The following is a 20,362-nucleotide window of genomic DNA, read 5'->3' on the forward strand; positions in this document are numbered from 1 at the left end:
GTCGACGCCTGTTGGTTGCACAGGCGACATTTGTCACGCGATAGCCCTCGCGGGGTTTGTCGACCGCATTGACATTCATCATTGGCCGAATCGGTGCTTCCAGATATTCGAGCGAACCCGCGTCGGCGTTCGGCGAATGCTCACCGCACATCGCCGATGTGCGAACGCTCAGCCCGCCGCGACCTGCTCCACCAGCCGCATCAGCACCTGCGGCCGCAGCGGCTTGGCCAGATGCGCGTCGAAGCCCGCCTGCAGCGCCTGCTGCCGGTCGATGTCGCGCGAGAACGCGGTCAGCGCGATCGCCGGCAGATGCTCGCCGGGCGCTTCCAGCGCGCGGATGTCGCGGATCAGCTCGTAGCCGTCGCGGCCCGGCATGCCGATGTCGCTGACCAGCAGATCGAAGGCGTTGCCCGCCAGTGCCAGCAAGGCCTCATCGGCGCTGGTCACCGCGGTGACCTGAACGCCGCGCTCGCCCAGGATGAGCTTGAGCATCGCGCAGGCGTCCGCGTCGTCGTCCACCACCAGCACCCGCAGCCCACCCAGCGCGACCGGCGCGGCCGCCTCGTCGCTCAGCGCGCCATAGACGCTGATGCCGCCGTTGCCCGTGTCCGCGTCGGTCACCGCCGGCGCCGCATCCGCCCCCGGCAGCCAGAAGCTGATCACCGTGCCGCGGCCGGGGCCGTCGCTGCGCACCTCGACCTGGCCGCCGTGCGCCTCGACCAGGCTCTTGACGATGGCCAATCCCAGCCCCAATCCGCCGTGCTGGCGGTTGCTGGCGGCGTCGCTCTGGGTGAAGCGATCGAAGACATGGGGGAGGAACTCGGGGGAGATGCCCTGGCCCTCGTCGCGCACCTCGACGGCCACGCCGCCGTCATGCGCCTGCATGTGCAGCGTGATCGTGCTGCCGCGCGGCGAGAACTTGGCCGCGTTGCCCACCAGGTTCCAGATCACCTGCTGCAGCCGGCCGCCGTCGGCCAGCAGCAGGACGTCCTCGTCATGCAGGTCCAGCACCAGCCGATGACCGCTGTCGCCCAGCGTGTGCTGCAGCGCCGCGACCGCCGACCGCGCCACCACGCCGGCCTGCACGGGCTCGCGCGTCAGCGGCAGCTTGCCCACGTTGAGCCGCGACATGTCCAGGATGTCCCCGATCATCCGCGCCTGGATGGAGACGTTGCGGTCGATCGCGGTCAGGCCCTTGTGGAGCAGCTCCGGCGGGCTGTGCCGCTGCAGCACATGGGTCCAGCCCATGATCGCGTTGAGCGGCGTGCGCAGCTCATGGGAGAGCACCGCGATCAGGTCGTCCTTCATGCGCGACAGACGCTCCGCCTCGCCGCGGGCGCTGCGCTCGCGGTCGAGCAGCTCCTGCCGCTGCCGAGCGATGGCCAGCCGCTGCGAGACGTCCACCGCCGTGGCCATGCACAGACCCGGCTCGATCGGCGGTGAGGCCGTCCATTCGACCTGCACCGGCTCGCTCTTGTTCGTGCTGTCGGAGGCGTCCACCGGCGGCTGCAGCGAGAACTGTGCCCGCAATCCGTCATGGCCCAGCGCGCCGATGAAGGCGAGGGCGTCGGCGTGCTCGGCGGGCGGGACGAAGTCGAGCAGCGGCCGGCCCAGCACGTCGGACTCGGCGCGGCCCAGCAGCGCCAGCATCGCCGGATTGGCCTCCAGCACCGCGGCGTCGCTGGCGCGCAGCAGGCAGATGCCGCCCGGCGCCAGCGCATAGACGGCGCGGTACTTGGCCTCGCTCCGGCGCATCGCGTCCTCGGCCGCGCGGGTGCGCACCAGCGCCTGGATCGTGGACACCAGCACCGCGGGTTCGACCGGATGCGTCAGATAGGCGTCGGCGCCGGCGTCCAGGCCGCGCACCTTGTCCTCGTCGGTGAGGTAGGCGGCGGTCAGATGGATGACGGGCAGCCGGAAAGTGCTGGGTCGCGCGCGCAGGCGGCGGCACAGCTCGAAGCCGTCGATGTCGGGCAGGTGGATGTCCAGGACGACGGCGGAGAGATCGTCGTCCGCGACCTCCAGCGCCTCCGCGCCGGTGCTTGCTTCCAGCGTCGGGAAGCCGGCCGCGTTGAGCAGGCGCACCGTCGTGTAGCGGCCCACCGGGTCGTCGTTGACCACCAGCAGCCGGTGCCGCGAGCGGTCGATCAGGCGCGCCGCGCGCGGCATGGTTCCCGTCGGCGGCGGATTCAGCCGGCCGCCGCCCCTGCGGGCCTCGCTCATGGCTCGGCTCCCGGCGCGGCGCCGGTCAGGCGCTCGCCCGCCGCGTCGGCGGTGCCGTCGGCGCGCGCGTCGGGCAGCCGCAGCGGCAGCGTCACCGAGAACACCGAGCCCACGCCCGGCTCGCTCGTCAGCCCGACGCGGCCGCCCAGCAACTCCGCCAGACGCTTGCTCAGCGACAGGCCAAGCCCGGTGCCGCGCAGCCGCTTCTGGATGGGCGAGCCGATCTGGGTGAAGTCCTGGAAGATGGCGGCGTGGAACTCGGCCGAGATGCCGATGCCGGTGTCGGCGACGGCGAAGGTCACCTCGTCCACGCCAGACGCCGAGCGGGCGGTGGTCGCGCTGACGCGCACCTCGCCGCGCGCGGTGAACTTCAGCGCGTTGGAGATGAAGTTGCGCAGGATCTGCGACAGCTTGCCGTCGTCGGTGAAGAGCTGACCGATGCCTTGCGGCTCCTCGAAGATCAGCTGCACCTCGGGATTCACCAGCACCGGCTTGAACATGCCGCGCAGCGCGGCGAAGAGGTCGACCAGCTCGAACCAGGCCGGCGACACGTCGATGCGGCCGGCCTCGACCTTGGCCAGGTCCAGCAGGTCGTTGACCATGTCCGCGAACTCTTCCGAGGTCCGGCGGATGAAGGTGATCTGCTTCTCCTGCTCCTCGGTCAGCGGGCCGTCCACGCGGTCCAGCAGCAGCCGCGTCAGGCTGCGGATGGAGGCGATCGGCGTGCGGAACTCGTGGCTCATGTAGGCCAGGAAACGGCTCTTGAGCTCGGTGGCCTGGCGCAACTGCTGGGCCTGCGTGTCGAGCTCGGCATACAGCGCGAGCACGCCGCGATTGGTCTCGTCGAGCTCTTCCTGCATCGTCGCGATCTGCGCGCGCGCATCGTCCAGCGCCGCGCGCAGGGCGGACGGGCTTTCCGTCTCGGAGGCGCCGCCCACGATGGCGGCGGATGGGTCGCTCATGGTTCTCCCTCGATGGCTGGCTGGCCGGTCCCCGCCGCGATGGCACGCGCCGTGCCCGCGGACGTCGCCGGGGCGGCGCGACGCACGACCACGACGCAGGCGTCGTCGCGCCCGCGCAGCTGATCTCGCAGCACCCAGGCGGCGATCACCGCGGGCGCGGCCTGGATCAGGCCGGGCGTGTCCTCCAGCGTCCAGCGGCTGACGATGCCGTCGGAATGCAGGACCAGCACCGCATGGGGCGGCCAATCGTAGACCACATCCTGCAAGCGCCGTACCTGCAGACCGAGCGTGCCGTGCTGCGACAGCAGCGTCCGATCCGCCACGCCCGAGATCAGCCGGCCGACGATGTTGCCCGCGCCGGCGAAGCGCAGCGACGACGCACCTTCCTCCAGCGCGACGGCGGCCGCCGCGGCGCCGCGGGTGGCGCGCATGCGCTCATGCGCATCGTCCAGGAACGCGGCGGGCGAGGCGAGCGCGCGGTCCGAGGCCGCGCTCAGCAACTGCGCGAAACGGTCGGACGCTTGCGCCGCGGCCGCGCCATGGCCCAGTCCGTCGGCGAGGCCGACGAGCCAGCGCGTGTCCTCGCGGCGCAGGGCCCAGCCGTCTCCGCAAATGGTTTCACCGGGGGCGGCGAGCGCAACCGCACCGATGTCGAAGGCGGTGCGATCGGGCGCCGGCGGTCCGCCCGCGGGCCAGGGCGACCCGGGGATGCGACCGCGCGGCGAGAAGCTCGCCACCAGCACCGAACCGCGTCCGTCGGCGGAAAAGGCGTCGAAGCGATCGGCCATGCGCTTGACCGCGCCCAGGCCGGTGCCCGAAGAACCGCCGGTGCTGTAACCGTCCTGCAGGCAGCGCGACAGATCCATGCCGCCGCCCTGGTCGAGCGAGATCACGCGTAGCCAGGCACCGTCGAGCGTTCGCTCCACGCCGAGCAGCAAGGCGCACTGGCGGCCGGGGCCGACGTGGCGGACAAGGTTGGTGCCGAGCTCGGTCACCGCCAGCGCCACGCGGCCGGCCGCTTCTTCATGGAAGCCGAGTTCGGCCGTCAGCGCCTGGGCGGCGCGTCGGACCTCGCCGACCTGGCTGACGTCGTCGACGGGAAAACGTTGATCGGGGCGCACGTCACTTCCAGCGAGTGATGGTGACGCGCGTGCCTCGGCCCGGGGCCGATTCGATCTCGAAATCGTTGACCAGGCGTTTGCTGCCCGACAGGCCCATGCCCAGGCCGCCGCCCGAGGTCCAGCCGTCCTTCATCGCCAGGTCCATGTCGGGAATGCCGGGGCCCTCGTCCACGAAGGCCAGGCGCAGACCCGCACGCACGCCTTGCTGCACGATCGACCATTCCATCGCGCCCCCGCCGCCGTAGACCAGCGTGTTGCGCGAGAGCTCGCTGGCGGCGGTGATCATCTTGGTCTGGTCGACGAGGGAGAACTTGAGCTCCTGGGTCAGCTTGCGCACCAGCTGGCGCGCCAGCACGATGTCGGGCTCGCTGCGCACGGGCAGCGCTCCGGTGGCGTCAGGATTCGTCGGCGTCAAGGTCGGCCTCCTGCGGGTCGGCGGACTGGTCCTCGTCCTGGGCTTGGGCCAGCAAGGCCATGCCGCGCTCGACATTGAGCGCGGTGCGTACGCCTTGCAGCGACAGCCCCAGTTCCACCAGCGTGATGGCGACGGCAGGCTGCATGCCCACGACCACCGAGGTCGCGCCCAACACCTTGGCGATGCTGGAGATGCCGGCCAGCATGCGGCCGATGAAGGAGTCGACGATCTCCAGCGCGGAGATGTCGATCAGCACGCCGGACGCGCCGGTGTCCTGGATCTTGTTGGCCAGGTCGTCCTGCAACTGCAGCGCCGTCTGGTCCTGCAGGTCGACCTGGATGGTCACCAGCAGGATCCCGCCCATGCGCAGGATGGGGATGCGGGTGGTCATGCCTGGGCCTTGCCCTTGCTGACGACGAAACCGGCGCGCTTGAGCGCCAGGGACAGTGCGTCGGCCAGGGTGGCCTTGGTTGTGATGCCTTCCAGGTCGATGCCCAGATGCACGATGGTCTGCGCGATCTGCGGACGGATGCCGCTGATGATGCAGTCCGCGCCCATCAGCCGGATCGCGGTCACCGTCTTGAGCAGATGCTGCGCCACCAGCGTGTCCACGGTGGGCACGCCGGTGATGTCGATGATGGCCAGCTCCGAACCGGTCTCGACGATGCGCTGCAGCAGCGCTTCCATCACCAGCTGCGTACGGCCGCTGTCCAGCGTGCCGATCATGGGCACGGCCAGCACGCCGTCCCAGAGCTTGACCACCGGCGTGGACAGCTCCAGCAGTTCCTGCTGCTGGCGCACGATGACGTCCTCGCGACTGCGCTGATAGGTCGTGACGGTGAACTGGGCCATCTTGTCGATCAGCGACGAGATCTCCCAGATCGCGTCCGCCAGGGCCGCCGGCTGGTCGGCGAAGCGGCGCTGCAGGCCGGCGAAGAGCGGCTTTTTCAGCGCCAGCACGAAGCGGCTGGTGTCGGCCGCCGTCGAGCCCTGCGCCGCGCGGGACGTGGACAGGCGGCTCAGCACCTCGCGCACGCCGGACCAGGCCGCGTCCTCGAAGTTGTCGGTGTTGCCCGTGGCGCGCACGCCGGCCAGGATGCCGTCCAGCAGCACGCCGGTCTCGCGGGCCTCGCTGTCGAGGTCGCGGCCGCCGCCGCCGGCCACCAGTTCTGCCTGCCATTCGGCCAGGACCTGATCGCGATGGGTGGACAGGAGGTCACCGACTGCGGCGCTGTTCTGTTTCATGGAGGTCCTCGTGGGCGCTCGACGGCGCCTTGGCGATGAAAGGATCGACGCTGCCGCCATTGGCGCGCCGGCCCGAGGGCAGGGCGGCGCATCGTACCTCCAGGGGGACACCCCGGCCGGATTCGCGGGGCGAGGATCGGGGGAGGGTTTGTCCCGAGATGGTGTGGGCATGCCGGTTGCCCAATCGCTGCCAGCGGAACGCTTTGCCGCAGCGCCGGTCTTCACGGCGCCATCACAAGACAAGGCGAGATGACAGATCGAGACCGATCGTTGGAGGAATGAAGTGGCGGATCAGATCAGCGTGCTGGTGGTGGATGACAAGCCGCAGAACCTGCTCGCGATGAAAGCCTTGCTGGCCGATTCGGGGCTGCAGGTGATCACGGCGGAATCGGGCCCCGAGGCCCTGGAAATGTTGCTGGTGCATGACGTGATGCTGGCGCTGCTGGATGTGCAGATGCCCGGCATGGACGGCTTCACCCTGGCCGAGCTGATGCGTGGCGCCGAGCGGACGCGACATGTCCCCATCATCTTCCTCACCGCCGGCTCCCAGGAGGCTCAGCGCAGCTTCAAGGGCTACGAGGCTGGCGCGGTGGACTTCATCTACAAGCCGGTCGACGCGCATGTGCTGCGCAGCAAGGTCGCCGTCTTCGCCGACCTGCATCGGCAGCGACTGCTGCTGGCCGAGCGCATCGTGGAGCAGGATCGCCTGGCCCGCGTCAACGCGCTGATGCTGGGCGCGCTGAGTCACGACATCCGCAGCCCGCTGTCGGTCATGATGCTCAACGCCGAGCTGCTGATCCGTCAGACCGACTCCCCGTCGCTGCAGAAAGCCGGCGCCCGCATCAAGTCGGCGGCCTCGCTGCTGGGGCGGCAGGTGGACCACCTGGGCAGCCTGGCGCGCCGACCGTGTGAACTCTTGCAGCTGCAGCCGGTGCAGGCCGATCTGGCGACCCTGGCCGCGCAGCGCCTGGACGTCGAGAGCAATCAGGCGGTGCTTTGGAGCCCGCCCGCGTTCGACCGCGTCGGCGACACGGCCGGTGAATTCGACGTCGAGCTGATGGCGCAAGCCCTGGACCAGCTGCTGATGCAGGCCGCGACGCATGCGGGCGACGGTTCGCTGCGCATCCAGGTCGACGGCGGCGCGCATCGCTCGCTGATGCTGCGCATCAGCTTCGACGCGGTGCTGGAGCCCGAGGCGGCCATCCATCTGTTCGGCGGCCAGGAACCGGTGTCGGGCATGTCCTCGGCGCAGGTCGGTCCGGGCTTGCAGGAGCCCGAGCGGGTGGCGCGCGCGCATGGCGGCTCGCTGATCGGCGTGTCGCGGGCGCGGCAGGGCACGATGTTCGAGCTGCTCTTGCCGCGTCTGCAATCGGAGCGCTGAGATGCCGCGGTGCAGCAGGGTCGGGCCCTTCGGTGGCGCGGCTTCCCGTCCTACAGCGACCGCCAGCGGGGCCCGACAGACCCGTGGCCGGCGCTCGCCCACCATGGTGGCATCACAACCACCACGATGGGGACTGCCATGAGCGCGACGACCAAGATCAGCTTCAAGTCCATGGGCGCCAGGAGCGGCGTTGCCTTGCGCGGCGCGGTCGCGCTGGGCGCGGCCCTGCTGTGCGGGCAGGCGATGGCCGACATCACCTTCTTCGAGCGCGAGAACTTCCGCGGCCGCTCGGTCGGCGCGGACGCGCAGGTCTCGCGCATGCGGGATGTGGGCTTCGATGACCGCGCCTCGTCGGTCGAGGTCACCGGCCAGCGCTGGGAAGTCTGCGAGGACCCCGGCTACGGCGGCCGCTGCCGCGTGCTGCGTCCGGGCAGCTATCCCTCGCTGCAATCGATGGGTTTGAACGACCGCATCAGCTCGGCCCGCATCGTCGGCGAGCGCGTGGACGTCCGTGATGACCGCTACGGGCCCGAGCCGCAGCCCAGCTATTACCGCCGCGGCGACGAGTCGCTCTACCAGGCCCGCGTGACCTCGGTGCACGCGGTCATGGGCCAGCAGCAGCAGCGTTGCTGGATCGAGCAGAAGGAAGTCCGCGACCGGCCCAACGTCGGCGGCGCCGTCATCGGCGGCGTGCTGGGCGGCATCCTGGGTCACCAATTCGGCGGCGGCACCGGCCAGGCGGTGACCACCGCCGCGGGCGCCGTCGGCGGCGCGGTGATCGGCAGCAACGTCAATCGCAACGACACGCGCAGCGTGCAGCGCTGCGGCGCCGCGCCCGACAACGGCAGGCCTGAATATTGGGACGTGCGCTACGAGTTCCGCGGTCAGGAGCATGCGGTGCAGCTGACCCAGCCGCCGGGCGCCTCCATCACCGTCAACTCGCGCGGCGAGCCGCGCATCTGAGGACCGCACAACCCATATTGGAGACCCTGGGAGCCCTGTGAGCGGAGCGGGATCGGCGAGCTAGCATGCGGCGCGCTGTCCGGCGCCGATCCCCGGACGACCCGCTTCCGCTCATGACCACCACGACCTCCCAGACCCCCTCCAACGTCGATCTCGTGGCCGACGTCGCGCGGCGGCGCCATGAATGGCTGCCGCTGCCGACCCTGCTCGGCTTCCTCCTGGCCGTGATCACCATCCTGATCACGGCCGGGTTCTCGTATCGCTCGCAGCAGGCGCAGTCGGACACGGCGGAGGCGATGGCGCGCTCGCTCGCGGTGCAGGAGCAGATCCAGACCCTGGGCTCGGCGATGAAGGACGCCGAGACCGGACAGCGCGGCTACCTGATCACCGGGCTGGACAGCTATCTGCTGCCCTTCAACACGGCCCAGGCGACCATCCCCGCGGCCGCCGAGCGGCTGCGCGCGAGCTTCCAGAACTACCGCTCGCAGCTGCAGCGGCTGGAGACCGCGGAGCAGCTGTTCAAGGCCAAGCTCGCCGAGATGGACGAGACCATCAAGATGCGCCGCAACGGCGACGGGGTGGGCGCGGTCGCCACGGTGCAGGGCGATCGCGGCCGCATCCTGATGGAACGCATCCGCACGCTGCTGGGCGAGATGGAGCGCGAGGAGCGCGACCGCGCCGCCGAGCGCCGCGCCACTTGGGACGCGGCCGTGCAGCAGACGGTGTGGGTGATGTGGGGCGGCTCGCTGCTGCTGCTGGTGCTGACCGCGGCGGCGGCGGTGCTGGCCTCGCGCGGCTATCGCGCCCAGAAGACCGAGGAGTGGCTCAAGGCCAGCCAGGCCGGCCTGGGCAATGCCTTGCAGGGCGACCCGCATGTGGAGCGGCTGGCCGAGATCGCCGTCGGCTTCCTGGCCCGCACGATGGACGCGCAGGTGGGCGCCTTCTACGTCGCGCAAGAGGATGGGACCTTCCAGCGCGTGGGCGGCTATGCGCTGCCCGGCGACGGCGATGCGCCGCCCTCGCTGCGGGGCGGCGACACCCTGCTCGGCCAAGCCGCGCGCGACCGCCGGCCGCTGCACGTGCGCGACCTGCCGGCCGACTATCTGCCGATCGCCTCGACGCTGGGCCGCACCCAATCGACCGAGTTGCTGATCGCGCCCGCCGGCATCGACGGCGGTGTGCAGTGCGTGCTGGAGCTGGGCTTCCGTCGTCATGTGGGCGAGGTCGAGCGCGAGCTGCTGGCCCGCGTCGCTGAGCCCATCGCCATGGCGCTGCGCGCGGCCAAGGACCGCAGCCGGCTGGAATCGCTGCTCGAGGAGAGCCGCCGCCAGTCCGAGGAACTGCAGATGCAGCAGGAAGAGCTGCGCGCCAGCAACGAGGAGCTGGAAGAGCAGGGCAACGCGCTGCGCGACTCGCAGCTGCGGCTGGAGAACCAGCAGACCGAGCTGGAGCAGACCAACGCGCAGCTCGAGGAGCAGACCCGACAGCTGGAGCTGCAACGCGCGGACCTGGCGCAGGCGCAGGACCTGCTCACCGAGCGGGCCGATGCGCTGGAGCGCTCCAACCAGTACAAGAGCGAGTTCCTGGCCAACATGAGTCACGAGCTGCGCACGCCGCTGAACTCGACGCTGATCCTGGCCAAGCTGCTGTCGGACAACAAGGACGGCAACCTGACGCCGGAGCAGGTGCGCTTCGCGCAGACCATCAGCTCGGCCGGCAACGACCTGCTGGCGCTGATCAACGACATCCTGGACCTGGCCAAGATCGAGGCCGGCAAGGTCGATGTGCAGATCGAGCGGGTGCCGCTGCCGCGCCTGCTGCAGCAGCTCACGCAGACCTTCGCGCCGATGGCGGCGCAACGCAATCTGGCCTTCGGCCTGCAGCTGGCGCCCGATGCGCCGGACTGGATCGACACCGACGAGACCCGCATCGGTCAGATCCTCAAGAACCTGCTGTCCAACGCGCTCAAGTTCACCGAGAAGGGCTCGGTCCGCATGGACGTGCAGGGCACGGCCGACGGCCGGCTGGTGTTCTCGGTGCGCGACACCGGCATCGGCATCGCGCCCCAGCAGCAGGCGCTGATCTTCGAGGCCTTCCGCCAGGCCGACGGCAGCACCCACCGCAAGTACGGCGGGACCGGGCTGGGGCTGTCGATCTCGCGCGACCTGGCGCGGCTGCTGGGCGGCGACATCCATCTGGCGAGCACGCCGGGGCAGGGCTCGACCTTCAGCCTGGTGCTGCCGCAGAGCTATGTCCCGCCCGCCGAGGACGATCTGCCGCGTCCGCTGTCGCCGGCGCAGGCGCCGTCTCCTTCGGGCCCGAGCTCGACCGCGCCGGGCGCGTTGCTGGGCTTGCCGCCGGTGCCCGCGCCCATGCTGCCGCCCGCGTTGCCGACCCATGAGCTCGTCGGTGCGGACGCGAACGTCGAGGCGAACGCCGATGCGGCGGCGGAGGCGGTCGCCTCGCTGCTGTTCGAGCCCGCGCCGGCCACGCCCGACGCGCGGCTGCCGCAGCTGGACGACGACCGCCTGGCCTGGGTGCCGGGCGAGCGCGCGATCCTGATCGTCGAGGACGATCAGCGCTTCGCGCTCATCCTGCGCGACCTGATCCGCGAGATGGGCTTCCTCTGCCTGATGGCCCACACGGCCGAGAACGGCCTGTCGGTGGCGCAGCGCTACGCGCCCAGCGCCATCCTGCTGGACATGAACCTGCCCGACCACTCGGGCCTGGGCGTGCTGGACCGGCTCAAGCGCGAGCCGCTGACCCGCCACATTCCCGTGCACGTGATCTCGGTGGCGGACTACACGCACGAGGCGATGGAGCGCGGTGCGGTCGGCTATGCGCTCAAGCCGGTCAAGCGCGACGAGCTGGAGATCGCGCTGCAGCGGCTGGAAGCCAAGTTCTCGCAGCGCATGCGCACGGTGCTGGTGGTGGAGGACGACGCGCGCCAGCTCGACAGCATCCGCCATCTGCTGGTGGCCGACGAGGTCCGCATCCACGGCGTGGCCACCGCGGCCGAGGCGCTGCAGGCGCTGCGCCAATCGACCTTCGACTGCATGGTCATGGACCTGAACCTGCCCGACATGAGCGGCTATGAGCTGCTCGACGCGATGGCGGAGCAGGACGACGTGGCTTTCCCGCCGGTGATCGTCTACACGGGGCACACGCTGTCCGCGCAGCAGGAGCAGCAGCTGAGGCGCTATTCGCGCTCGATCATCATCAAGGGCGCGCGCTCGCCGGAGCGGCTGCTGGACGAGGTCACGCTCTTCCTGCATCAGGTCGAATCGCAGCTGCCGCCCGAGCGTCAGCGCATGCTCAAGGAGGTGCGCGCGCGGGACAACATGCTGGAGGGCCGTCGCGTGCTGGTCGTCGAGGACGACGTGCGCAACATCTTCGCGCTGTCGGCGGTGCTGGAGCCCAAGGGGGTGAAGGTCGACATCGCGCGCAACGGTCGCGAGGCGCTGGAGCGTCTGGATGCGCCGCAGCAGGGCCCGAACGCCAAGCCGGCGGTGGACCTGGTGCTGATGGACATCATGATGCCGGAGATGGACGGCTACACCGCGATGCGCGAGATCCGCGCGCGGCCCGATTTCAAGCGGCTTCCCATCATCGCGCTGACCGCCAAGGCGATGAAGGACGACCAGGAGAAGTGCATGGCCGCGGGCGCCAACGACTACATCGCCAAGCCGCTGGACATCGAGAAGCTGCTGTCGCTGGTCCGCGTCTGGATGCCGCGCTGAGCGCGTCGCCGGATCGGAACGAGGACATCAACGAGGACATCGACGAGGAAGTCGACAAGGGACCCGGATGGCAGCGCAAGAGATCGACATCGAGGTCGGCCTGATCCTGGAGGCCATCTACCAGCGCTATCACTACGACTTCCGCGACTACGCCGCCAGCTCGCTGCGGCGGCGGCTGAAGTCGACGATGCAGCGCTTCGCGTGCGAGACGCTGTCGCAGCTGCAGGGTCGGCTGCTGCGTGAGCCTGACGTGATTCGCGCGGTGCTGGCCGACCTCACGGTGCAGGTCAGCGAGATGTTCCGCGACCCGGAGTACTTCCTCGCGCTGCGCGAGCAGGTGGTGCCGGTGCTGCGCACCTATCCCTCGCTGAAGCTGTGGGTGGCGGGCTGCAGCAGCGGCGAGGAGGCGTACTCGCTGGCCATCCTCATGAAAGAAGAAGGGCTGCTGGAACGCACGCTGATCTACGCGACCGACATCAACCAGGAGGCGCTGGCGCAGGCGCAGGCGGGGGTCTACCGCATCGACCTGGTACCGGGCTTCAGCGAGAACTACCGGCTCGCCGGCGGCAAGGGCTCGCTGTCGGACCATTACACGGCGGCTTACGACCACGTGCTGCTGGACAAGTCGCTCAAGGACCGCATCGTCTTCAGCGATCACAGCCTGTCCACCGACAGCGTGTTCGCCGAGGTCCAGCTGGTGTCCTGCCGCAACGTGCTGATCTACTTCAATCGCGCGCTGCAGGACCGGGCGTTCGGGCTGTTCAGCGATGCGTTGTGCCGCGGCGGCTTCCTCGGCCTGGGCGCGCGGGAGACGATCCGTTTCTCCTCGCACGTCGACGACTTCGTCGAGATCGCACCGCGGGAACGCGTGTATCGGAAGCGATCCGCAGCGGGGCCGGGCGGCGCCGACTAGCCGCGCGACGGGCGGGCGCCGTGCTTGCCGAAACTCGGCATCGCGATCGCATTAGCGATCGTCCTTGCACAGGAGCACGACATGGCCACCAGTCCCATCCTCGGCGGTACCTCCGCCCCCGTTCACCCCAAGGGTACCGACGCCGATGCGCTCGGGCCGAGCGACAGCTCGGACAGCGGCAGCGACATCCAGCATGAGCGCCGCATGGCCACCAGCCCCGACGATCCCGATGAGTTCGGCGCCGTCCCGGTTGACGGCGGCAGCGACAGCGACCGCTTCGGCACCGGCGAGCGCGCTTCCGCCACGCCCGGTCGCGATCGTGAGGCGGCGGACATCTCGCCGGACCGGGTCAGCAGCTCGCCCGATGTCGACGACATCGACGCGGCCATCGATGTGGATGAGCTGGCCAGCGGCGACGATCCGTCGCTCGGCATCGACGCGGAACATGCCGACGAGGGCGAGAACGATGATGACGGCGAGGAGAACGACGGGCGCGCCGCGTCCGATCGGGCCGATGAGGCCGATGGGGCCGATCGACAGCAGTGACGGGAGAGAAGCCGCCGGCAGCGCGATACGCCGCGCCGCCGGCGCCGCTCAGCCGCGACCGGTGCGGGCCGGCGCGGCGAGTCCGTCGGGGTTTCGCGTCGCAAGGCAGAGGAGGTGGCGCGGCGCCGCGATACCGACGGGCATCGCACGGCCAGTGGCAAGGGCTGTTCCCGCCGAGCGCATCCTCGGCCATGATCACGCGCCCTCACGTGCCACCGATGAACGCTCACGCCCGCGTCTCCGTCCCTGTCCGCGCCGCCGGTCCGATGTCGACATCGCCTCGGTCGGCGCGGCGTGAGCGCGGTCTGCGCACGGCGCTGGCCGGTCTCTTGTCCCGCCCCCTGAGGTCGGCGCTGTCGCTGTCCCTGGCCGCGTTGTTGCTGCCTTCCTCGAGCTGGGCCGACTGCGCCCGCCCCATCCGCGTGCCGGTGGCGGACATCGGCGCCGCCGTGGCGGTGAAGGATGGCGAGGTCGGCGGCATCTTCCCCGAGCTGCTGCGCGCGGAGGCCCGCCGCGACGGCTGCGCGATCGTGTTCAGCGCCGTGCCGCGGGCGCGCCAGGAGATGCTCTTCGAGGCCGGCCAGGCCGATGTGCTGATCCCGGCGCGGCGCTCGACCCAGCGTGATCGCCATGGCCGCTTCGTGCCCATGATGCAGAGCCGCGCCGCGCTGGTGTGGATAGGCGCCGACCGGCCGCGCTTCGTCGATCTGGCGGAGCTGGCCGCCGACAGCACGCTGCGGGTGGGCGTCGTACGCGGCTACGACTACGACGAGCCCTACCAGTCCGCCGTGCGCGCGCTGGAAAAACAGGGACGCCTGGTGCGCGCCAGCGATCCGGTGTCGCTGGCCCGCATGCTCAACGAGGGCGTGGCGGACGTGGCGGTGATCACGCCGACGGCGGTCACCGGCGCGCTGCGGCGGGACCCGCGCTGGCGTCATTTGGCCGAGCGCGTGCATTACGAAATCGACGAGGCCTTGCCCTGGGGCGACAGCGGCGCCTACGTGTCGAATTCGACGGCGCTCGGCGCGGCCGACCGCGCGCGCATCGCGTCGTGGCTGGAGCGGCTCGCGCGGAGCGGCGCCACCTGGCGCGAGTTCCAGCGGCAGTATCCGGAAGAGCGGCTCACGGACACGGTGCGGCCGAAGCCCTGAGAGCGTGGCGCCGAAGGCGCCTGCAGCGCGCTCAGAGCGCGCCGATCAACGAGATCGAGGCCACCGCGCCCAGGGCGATGGCGATCAGCCACGCGCGGATCGGCGCGGGCTCCTCGCGGGGGCGGCGCTGCTGATGGCGATGCGCCAGCAGGCACGCGACAGCGCCCGCGCCCGCCAGCAGGAAGACCAGCGCGAAACCCAGTCCCTCCACGCTGCGTCCGTGATGGATCGCCAGCGCCAAGACGACCTGACCCAGCATCAGACCGGCAACGCCGGAAATCACGGTGGACGAGAGCGCGGCCGAGGCAGCGGTGCGGGTGGGCTTGTGCATGGGGAGGGCGGTACGGCGGGAGACAGGACGTGATTGTTCCGTCGCGCACGTCCGGGCAGCGCATCGAAAAGCGCCGCGGCAGCGCAGTAGTTCGCGACCTCGCGATATGGTTTTGCATTGGCCGCGGCGGGGCGGACGTCGCGTACGCGCGTCACGCGAATACCCCGTGAACGCGGGGGTGTCACGGGCACGGCGTCCCCTGTCCGTCGCACCTTCCGGGTACATCAGGGAAAGGCCCGATTTTTATGTGAGGGGCCGAACAGACGCCCTCCGGGCAGGGTGGTGAACTGCGTCGTCCGCAATCGTGCGGACGTGTTCTTTCGGAGCAACCACCATGACCCTGCCTTTGCTCTCCCTGAAGTCCTCGGCCGTCCAGCGCACCCTGCTGGGACTGGCCCTGGTCGCCGCGAGCGCCAGCGCTTCCGCGCTGCCCGCGTTCACCTGGGATCCCCAGGCCGCCGGCATCAACGGAGCCGCGTTCACCGCGGACAACCTGCTGGTGTCCAACTACTCGACGGTCACCTTCACCGGCTCGACCTTCACGCAGACCGGCTATCTGTCGATCAGCGCGGCGCAACTCGGCGGCCTGACCTTGCCGTCCAACGGCCTGAACTCGGATTACGGCTTCTACATCCAGTTCACCGGCACCGGTAATCTGACGACGGCCGGCGACCCGGGCACGACGCCGACGCTGGGCACGCTGACCTCGCTGACCTACACCCTGTACGGTTACAACGGCACGGCGTCCTTCGGCTTCACCGGCAACACGCCGACCGAAACCGCCAACGGCGAAGTGGCGCTGGCCACCGGCACGCTGAAGGTGGGCACGGTGTCGACCACGCCCCTGGGCGACGGCACCTTCAGCCCGGGCGCGCAGGCCAAGCTGTCGCTGACCTGGCTGAACCCCAACTTCCAGACCTCGACGCCGGCCTATGACATTGCGCTGACGTCGTTCTCCAACACGCCGTCGCAGGTCGAGCTGATCGCCAACGGCTTCCGCATCCGTCAGGGCGGTGGCTCGATCAACTTCGCCGCCTCGGCCGTGCCGGAGCCGTCGACCTACGCGATGCTGATCAGCGGTCTGGCCGCGATCGGTTTCGTGGCGCGTCGTCGCCGTTCGGAGAAGTGATGCGGAGCGGGTCGGACGCCGCGCGCGTCCGGCTCGCTTCCAGCGGCGGATCGTCCGTCGCATTCGCGCTGCGGGGCGCGGGTGCCAAGGACGTGAGGCCGCCATCGACCTCGCTGTGAAGAGGCGTCGATGCGTCTGAGGACGCGACGAGCGACGAGGACGCCAAGCGGATGGTCGGATGACCGGAGGATCGCCGAGCGGATCGCCGAGCGGATCGGCGAGGTGTCCGGCGTCAGATCCGGCGACGGATCTCAGGCCTGCACGGCGACGGGCGCGAAGGTGGCAGAGGTGGCCGCGTTCACGCCGTCCGGGTCCTGAGGCAACAGCCGCTGGAAGTCCAGCTTGAGCAGCGCGTAGCAGTCGCAGGCCCGGGCCTCGAGGCCCGGGCGATCCAGCACCGCGATATGACCGCGGGAGTAGCGGATCAGCCCGGCGCCTTGCAGGCGCTGGGCGCTTTCGGTGACCCCTTCACGGCGCACGCCGAGCAGGCTCGAGATGAGTTCCTGCGTCACCGACAACTCGTTGTGCCCATGCTGACGGTCCAGGCAGGACAGCAGCCAGCGGCAGAGCTGACGTTCCAGCGAGTGATGCCGATTGCACAAGGCCGTGTGCGCCGTCTGCGTCAGCAGTGAATGCACGTAGCGCAGCAGCATGGGCGCGCCGCGCGAGAACTCCTCGCGCACCAGTCCGACGCGCACGCGGTACGCCAGACCGGCACGCTGCACCACCGCGCGGCACGCGGCGGATTCGCCGCCCATCGCCGCGGCCAGTCCGACCGCGCCTTCCGACCCGATCATCGCCACCTGCGCCGAGGCGCCGGAACGCGTGGTGTGGATCAGCGACACGATGGCGGTGATGGGAAAGTACACGTGCGTGGCGGGACTGCCCGCCTCGAAGAGCACGCGTCCCTTGAGCAGCTCGACGGTCTCCAGCTGCGATGACCAGCGCGCCTGATCCTCCGGTGGCATCTGCACCAGCAGGGCGTTCACGCGCGGCTCGCGCGGCGCGGTGGAAGTTGTTGCGGCAAGGGACAGGGACATCGACAGCTCCAGGAACCCGACAGCGGTTCCAGCGGGAGAGATGGCAAGCACCGTGCCCGTACCGCGTATCCATCGGTTTCATTCGTGCCTGTCGGTATGCGCAATCTTCAGTGGACAAGGGCCTTCCGCAGGCTTAGGCCGCCTCGGCCGCGCGGTCCTCCAACACGTAACCGACGCCACGCACCGTGTGCAGCAGTCGAACGTCGAACGGCGCGTCGATCTTGGCGCGCAGCCGCCGCACGGCCACCTCGACCACATTGGTCCCGCCGTCGAAGTTCATGTCCCAGACCTGCTCAGCCAATTCGGTGCGGGACAAGACCTGACCCTGGCGTCGCAGCAGCAGCGTGAGCAGGCTGAATTCCTTGGCGGTCAGCTCGACCCGGCAACCCGCGCGCGAGGCCTTGCGGCGCAGCAGGTCCAGCTCCAGATCGGCGAGCTTGAGCAGCGTGGCCTCCGCCGCCGGCGTCGTGGCGGCGCGACGCAGCAGGGCCTGCACACGGGCGACCAGCTCGGAGAAGGCGAAGGGCTTGGACAGGACGTCGTCGGCGCCGGTCTGCAGCACGCGCACGCGGTCCTCGACGGCGTCGCTGGCGGTGATCATGACCACCGGCAGCGCATGCGTGTGGTCCTGCTGGCGCAGCGCCGCGACCACGGCCAGACCGTCGATGCCGGGCAGCGTGCCGTCCAGCAGCACCAGGTCATAGCGGCCCTCCGAGGCCTGATGCAGGCCGTCCACACCGTCCGAGGCGACATCGACGACGAAGCCCTCCTGCGTCAAGCCCTGGCGCAGGTAGTCGGCCAGCCGCGATTCGTCCTCGATCACCAGAAGCTTCATGCGAGTGTTTTCCCCGGGCAAGTCCGGTGCGGCGGCTCACGAGCGCGACGCCGGGATTCCCTAGAATCGCCCGATCATGCGCCACCGGACCTCTTTCACGCTGCCGCGCACCGGGTCCGTCAACGGCAAGTTGCGCGCCATGGTGTGGCTGATCGTGCTGCCGACGCTGCTGCTGTCGGTGATCGCCGGCGTGGCGGTCTTTCTCGCCGAGCGTCGCGCCGCGATCTCGGCCGCCACCGAAACCGCCGAGGCGCTGAGCCTGGTCGCCGATCGCGAGATGGCCGTGCGCACCGCGTTGCTGCAGGCGTTGAGCGTGTCGCCCAGCCTGGCCGAGGGCCGGCTGGAGCAGTTTCACGGCGAGGCCCTGCGACTGGTCGGCGGTACCGGCAACACCATCGCCCTGATCGACGAGCGCGGCCATCAGCTGATCAACACCCGCATCCCCTGGGGCCGACAACTGCCGGACTCGCGCGGCTTCGTCGGCGGCATCGATCCGAAGCGCCGGCTGATCGTTTCGAACCTGTACCTCGGCCCGGTGGACCGCATGCCCAGCTTCGCGGTGCGGGTGCCGGTGACGGTGATGGGCCGGCCCATGTACCTGGGCTACGGCAGCCCGGTGGGCGCGATGCAGCAGATCTTCCGCCAGCAGCCGCTGCCCGAGGGCTGGCTGGGCGTGGTGCTGGACCGCGAGGGCACGGTCATCGCGCGGACCAAGGATCCGGAGAAGCGCGTGGGCCAGCGCGCCAGCGCCCACATGCTGCGCGCGATGAAGGCCGCCGATCGCGGCGTGGTGGACGCGCGCACGCTGGACGGCGTGCCGGTGTTCACCGTGTTCAGCCGGGCGCCCGATTCGGGCTGGGTGGTGCTGATCGGGCTCAGCCAGGAGGAACTCGCCAAGGGCGCCTGGACCGCCTTCGCGATGACGCTGTGCCTGTCGCTGCTGTTCATCGTGCTGGCGCTGCTGCTGGCGCGGCGCATGAGCCAGTCCATCGAGATGCCGCTGCGCCGCCTGCGCAAGGACGCGATCCGCATGGGCCGGGGCGGCACGGTGGAGGAGACCCCCGCCGGCATCGAGGAGATCGACGTCGTGCAGCGCGCGCTGGCCACCGCCAGCCGCGAGCGCGCCGGCAACGAGCTGCGTCTGCGCGAGGAGGTGGAGGCGGCGGTCGCCCAGACGCGCGACGCCCAGCAGGCGGCGCTGCGCAGCCAGAAGCTCGAGGCCCTGGGCCGCCTGACCGGCGGCATCGCGCACGACTTCAACAACCTGCTGCAGACGATGACGACGGGCTTGCAGCTGGCGCGGCGGCTCAGCCAGGATCCGCGCGGCGACGCGGCGCTGGACGCCTGCCAGCGCGCGACCGGCAAGGCGGCGCAGCTGACGCGTCAGCTGCTGGCCTTCGGCCGTCAGCAGGTCGGGCATGAGACGGTCATCGATCTGCGTCGTCAGTTGCCGGAGCTGATGGCGCTGGTGGAAGGGGCGGTCGGCAGCGCGGTGGAGGTCGAGCTGATCGTCGACGACGCGCTGTGGCCGGTGCGGACCGATCCGGTGCAACTGGAGCTCGCGGTGTTGAACCTGGCGCTGAACGCGCGCGATGCGATGCACGGACGGGGCCGGCTCATCGTGTCGGCGCACAACCGCGTGTTCGGCACGGACGACGTGGCGCTGCCGGCGCCCGAACTCGCCGCCGGCGAGTACGTCGCCGTCGCCGTGCGCGACAGCGGCGACGGCATGACGCAGGAACAGATGGAACGCGCCTTCGAGCCCTTCTTCACGACCAAGCCGGTGGGGCAGGGCACGGGGCTGGGACTGGCGCAGGTCTACGCGCTGGCCAAGTCGGCGGGCGGCACGGCGGCCATCGTCAGCAAGATCGGGTTGGGGACCGAGGTGACGCTGTGGCTGCCACGCTCGCTGGGGCGCGCGCAGGACGCCAACCCGGAGGTCTCGACGGGCGTCGCGCCGACGCCGGGCCGGCACACCGGGCTGGTGCTGCTGGTGGAGGACGAGCCCTCGGTGCGCGAGCTCACGGCGCAGGCGCTCGAGGATCGCGGCTACCGCGTGCAGACCGCGCCGACGGCGGACCATGCGCTGGATCTGCTGCGCAGCGGGCTGGCCGCGGACGTGGTGCTGTCGGACATCGTGATGCCGGGCATCCGCAGCGGCGTCGACCTGGTGCGCACGCTGCGGGTGCTCAAGCCGACGCTGCCGGTGGTGCTGGCCAGCGGCCATCCGGTGCGCATCGAGGAGGCGCCCGACGTGCCGCTGGTGGCCAAGCCCTACGACGTGGACGCGCTCGCCGACGTGCTGGCCGAGGCGATGAATCCGGCGCGGGCGCCCGCGGCCGATTGACCGCCGCTCAATACGGCGCT

General features: G+C 70.4%; 17 protein-coding genes. 8 read left to right on the plus strand and 9 right to left on the minus strand.

Annotated elements, in window-relative coordinates; translation table 11 throughout:
• Positions 1-168 precede the first annotated feature (168 nt).
• The 6 genes from ABDW59_RS08755 to ABDW59_RS08780 are packed head-to-tail and all read right to left on the minus strand — an operon-like array spanning position 169 to position 5,966.
• Positions 169-2,223: a response regulator gene (locus ABDW59_RS08755; RefSeq protein ID WP_343629286.1), complete on the minus strand. Its 2,055-nt coding sequence runs from the start codon at positions 2,221-2,223 to the stop codon at positions 169-171.
• Positions 2,220-3,185, minus strand: a complete 966-nt coding sequence (locus tag ABDW59_RS08760) for an ATP-binding protein (protein ID WP_343629287.1) — start codon at positions 3,183-3,185, stop codon at positions 2,220-2,222. Before ABDW59_RS08760 ends, ABDW59_RS08755 begins: the two co-directional genes overlap by 4 nt.
• Positions 3,182-4,306, minus strand: coding sequence for an ATP-binding protein (locus ABDW59_RS08765; RefSeq protein WP_343629289.1), 1,125 nt, complete (start codon positions 4,304-4,306; stop codon positions 3,182-3,184). The genes ABDW59_RS08760 and ABDW59_RS08765 overlap by 4 nt, the downstream gene beginning before the upstream one ends.
• Position 4,307: 1 nt before the next feature.
• The gene (locus tag ABDW59_RS08770) at positions 4,308-4,721 is read right to left on the minus strand and encodes an anti-sigma regulatory factor (protein WP_343629291.1); all 414 of its coding nucleotides are present in this window, start codon (positions 4,719-4,721) and stop codon (positions 4,308-4,310) included.
• Entirely contained in the window at positions 4,702-5,112 is a 411-nt protein-coding gene (locus ABDW59_RS08775) for an STAS domain-containing protein (protein ID WP_343629292.1), read from the minus strand. The genes ABDW59_RS08770 and ABDW59_RS08775 overlap by 20 nt, the downstream gene beginning before the upstream one ends.
• On the minus strand, positions 5,109-5,966 hold the full coding sequence (locus tag ABDW59_RS08780) for an STAS domain-containing protein (RefSeq protein WP_343629293.1): 858 nt from the start codon (positions 5,964-5,966) through the stop codon (positions 5,109-5,111). Before ABDW59_RS08780 ends, ABDW59_RS08775 begins: the two co-directional genes overlap by 4 nt.
• A 283-nt stretch (positions 5,967-6,249) precedes the next feature.
• Between ABDW59_RS08780 and ABDW59_RS08785 the strand changes: the two genes are divergently transcribed.
• From ABDW59_RS08785 to ABDW59_RS08810, 6 genes are all read left to right on the plus strand, one after another.
• Positions 6,250-7,347: a hybrid sensor histidine kinase/response regulator gene (locus ABDW59_RS08785; RefSeq protein ID WP_343629294.1), complete on the plus strand. Its 1,098-nt coding sequence runs from the start codon at positions 6,250-6,252 to the stop codon at positions 7,345-7,347.
• A 138-nt stretch (positions 7,348-7,485) separates the two neighbouring features.
• Positions 7,486-8,310, plus strand: a complete 825-nt coding sequence (locus tag ABDW59_RS08790; protein WP_343629295.1) for a beta/gamma crystallin-related protein — start codon at positions 7,486-7,488, stop codon at positions 8,308-8,310.
• Positions 8,311-8,423: 113 nt separating this feature from the next.
• Positions 8,424-12,050: a response regulator gene (locus tag ABDW59_RS08795; RefSeq protein WP_343629296.1), complete on the plus strand. Its 3,627-nt coding sequence runs from the start codon at positions 8,424-8,426 to the stop codon at positions 12,048-12,050.
• A 67-nt stretch (positions 12,051-12,117) separates the two neighbouring features.
• On the plus strand, positions 12,118-12,963 hold the full coding sequence (locus tag ABDW59_RS08800; RefSeq protein ID WP_343629297.1) for a protein-glutamate O-methyltransferase CheR: 846 nt from the start codon (positions 12,118-12,120) through the stop codon (positions 12,961-12,963).
• A gap of 24 nt (positions 12,964-12,987) precedes the next feature.
• Entirely contained in the window at positions 12,988-13,509 is a 522-nt protein-coding gene (locus tag ABDW59_RS08805; protein ID WP_343629299.1) for a hypothetical protein, read from the plus strand.
• A 218-nt stretch (positions 13,510-13,727) separates the two neighbouring features.
• Positions 13,728-14,660 (plus strand): transporter substrate-binding domain-containing protein, encoded by a 933-nt coding sequence (locus ABDW59_RS08810; RefSeq protein ID WP_343629301.1) that lies wholly within the window; start codon positions 13,728-13,730, stop codon positions 14,658-14,660.
• 31 nt (positions 14,661-14,691) lie between these two features.
• Here the strand turns inward: ABDW59_RS08810 and ABDW59_RS08815 are convergent, their stop codons facing one another.
• Entirely contained in the window at positions 14,692-14,991 is a 300-nt protein-coding gene (locus tag ABDW59_RS08815; protein ID WP_343629303.1) for a hypothetical protein, read from the minus strand.
• A 334-nt stretch (positions 14,992-15,325) separates the two neighbouring features.
• Here ABDW59_RS08815 and pepA point away from each other — a divergent pair, with 334 nt between their 5' ends.
• Positions 15,326-16,120 carry a flocculation-associated PEP-CTERM protein PepA gene (gene pepA / locus ABDW59_RS08820; RefSeq protein WP_343629304.1) on the plus strand — a complete coding sequence of 265 codons (795 nt, stop codon included), beginning with the start codon at positions 15,326-15,328 and terminating at the stop codon, positions 16,118-16,120.
• Positions 16,121-16,371: 251 nt separating this feature from the next.
• Here pepA and ABDW59_RS08825 read toward each other — a convergent pair whose 3' ends face one another.
• Both ABDW59_RS08825 and ABDW59_RS08830 read right to left on the minus strand, forming a co-directional pair.
• Positions 16,372-17,160: a Crp/Fnr family transcriptional regulator gene (locus ABDW59_RS08825; protein WP_343629306.1), complete on the minus strand. Its 789-nt coding sequence runs from the start codon at positions 17,158-17,160 to the stop codon at positions 16,372-16,374.
• Positions 17,161-17,293: 133 nt separating this feature from the next.
• Positions 17,294-17,995, minus strand: a complete 702-nt coding sequence (locus ABDW59_RS08830; protein WP_343629307.1) for a heavy metal response regulator transcription factor — start codon at positions 17,993-17,995, stop codon at positions 17,294-17,296.
• Positions 17,996-18,071: 76 nt separating this feature from the next.
• On the opposite strand from ABDW59_RS08830, the gene ABDW59_RS08835 reads away from it, so the two are divergent.
• Entirely contained in the window at positions 18,072-20,342 is a 2,271-nt protein-coding gene (locus tag ABDW59_RS08835) for an ATP-binding protein (protein ID WP_343629308.1), read from the plus strand.
• Positions 20,343-20,362: the final 20 nt, after the last annotated feature.

The organism is Roseateles sp. (assembly GCF_039595295.1).
GTDB lineage: Bacteria > Pseudomonadota > Gammaproteobacteria > Burkholderiales > Burkholderiaceae_C > Roseateles.

What these genes read in the sequence shown, in the direction of transcription:
- ABDW59_RS08835 (WP_343629308.1), top strand. Translation starts at nt 18,072, where the DNA reads ATGCGCCACCGGACCTCTTTCACGCTGCCGCGCACCGGGTCCGTCAAC.
- ABDW59_RS08800 (WP_343629297.1), top strand. Translation starts at nt 12,118, where the DNA reads ATGGCAGCGCAAGAGATCGACATCGAGGTCGGCCTGATCCTGGAGGCC.
- ABDW59_RS08815 (WP_343629303.1), bottom strand. Translation starts at nt 14,991, where the DNA reads ATGCACAAGCCCACCCGCACCGCTGCCTCGGCCGCGCTCTCGTCCACC.
- ABDW59_RS08810 (WP_343629301.1), top strand. Translation starts at nt 13,728, where the DNA reads ATGAACGCTCACGCCCGCGTCTCCGTCCCTGTCCGCGCCGCCGGTCCG.
- ABDW59_RS08780 (WP_343629293.1), bottom strand. Translation starts at nt 5,966, where the DNA reads ATGAAACAGAACAGCGCCGCAGTCGGTGACCTCCTGTCCACCCATCGC.
- ABDW59_RS08790 (WP_343629295.1), top strand. Translation starts at nt 7,486, where the DNA reads ATGAGCGCGACGACCAAGATCAGCTTCAAGTCCATGGGCGCCAGGAGC.
- ABDW59_RS08760 (WP_343629287.1), bottom strand. Translation starts at nt 3,185, where the DNA reads ATGAGCGACCCATCCGCCGCCATCGTGGGCGGCGCCTCCGAGACGGAA.
- ABDW59_RS08755 (WP_343629286.1), bottom strand. Translation starts at nt 2,223, where the DNA reads ATGAGCGAGGCCCGCAGGGGCGGCGGCCGGCTGAATCCGCCGCCGACG.
- ABDW59_RS08775 (WP_343629292.1), bottom strand. Translation starts at nt 5,112, where the DNA reads ATGACCACCCGCATCCCCATCCTGCGCATGGGCGGGATCCTGCTGGTG.
- ABDW59_RS08825 (WP_343629306.1), bottom strand. Translation starts at nt 17,160, where the DNA reads ATGTCCCTGTCCCTTGCCGCAACAACTTCCACCGCGCCGCGCGAGCCG.
- ABDW59_RS08795 (WP_343629296.1), top strand. Translation starts at nt 8,424, where the DNA reads ATGACCACCACGACCTCCCAGACCCCCTCCAACGTCGATCTCGTGGCC.
- pepA (WP_343629304.1), top strand. Translation starts at nt 15,326, where the DNA reads ATGACCCTGCCTTTGCTCTCCCTGAAGTCCTCGGCCGTCCAGCGCACC.
- ABDW59_RS08830 (WP_343629307.1), bottom strand. Translation starts at nt 17,995, where the DNA reads ATGAAGCTTCTGGTGATCGAGGACGAATCGCGGCTGGCCGACTACCTG.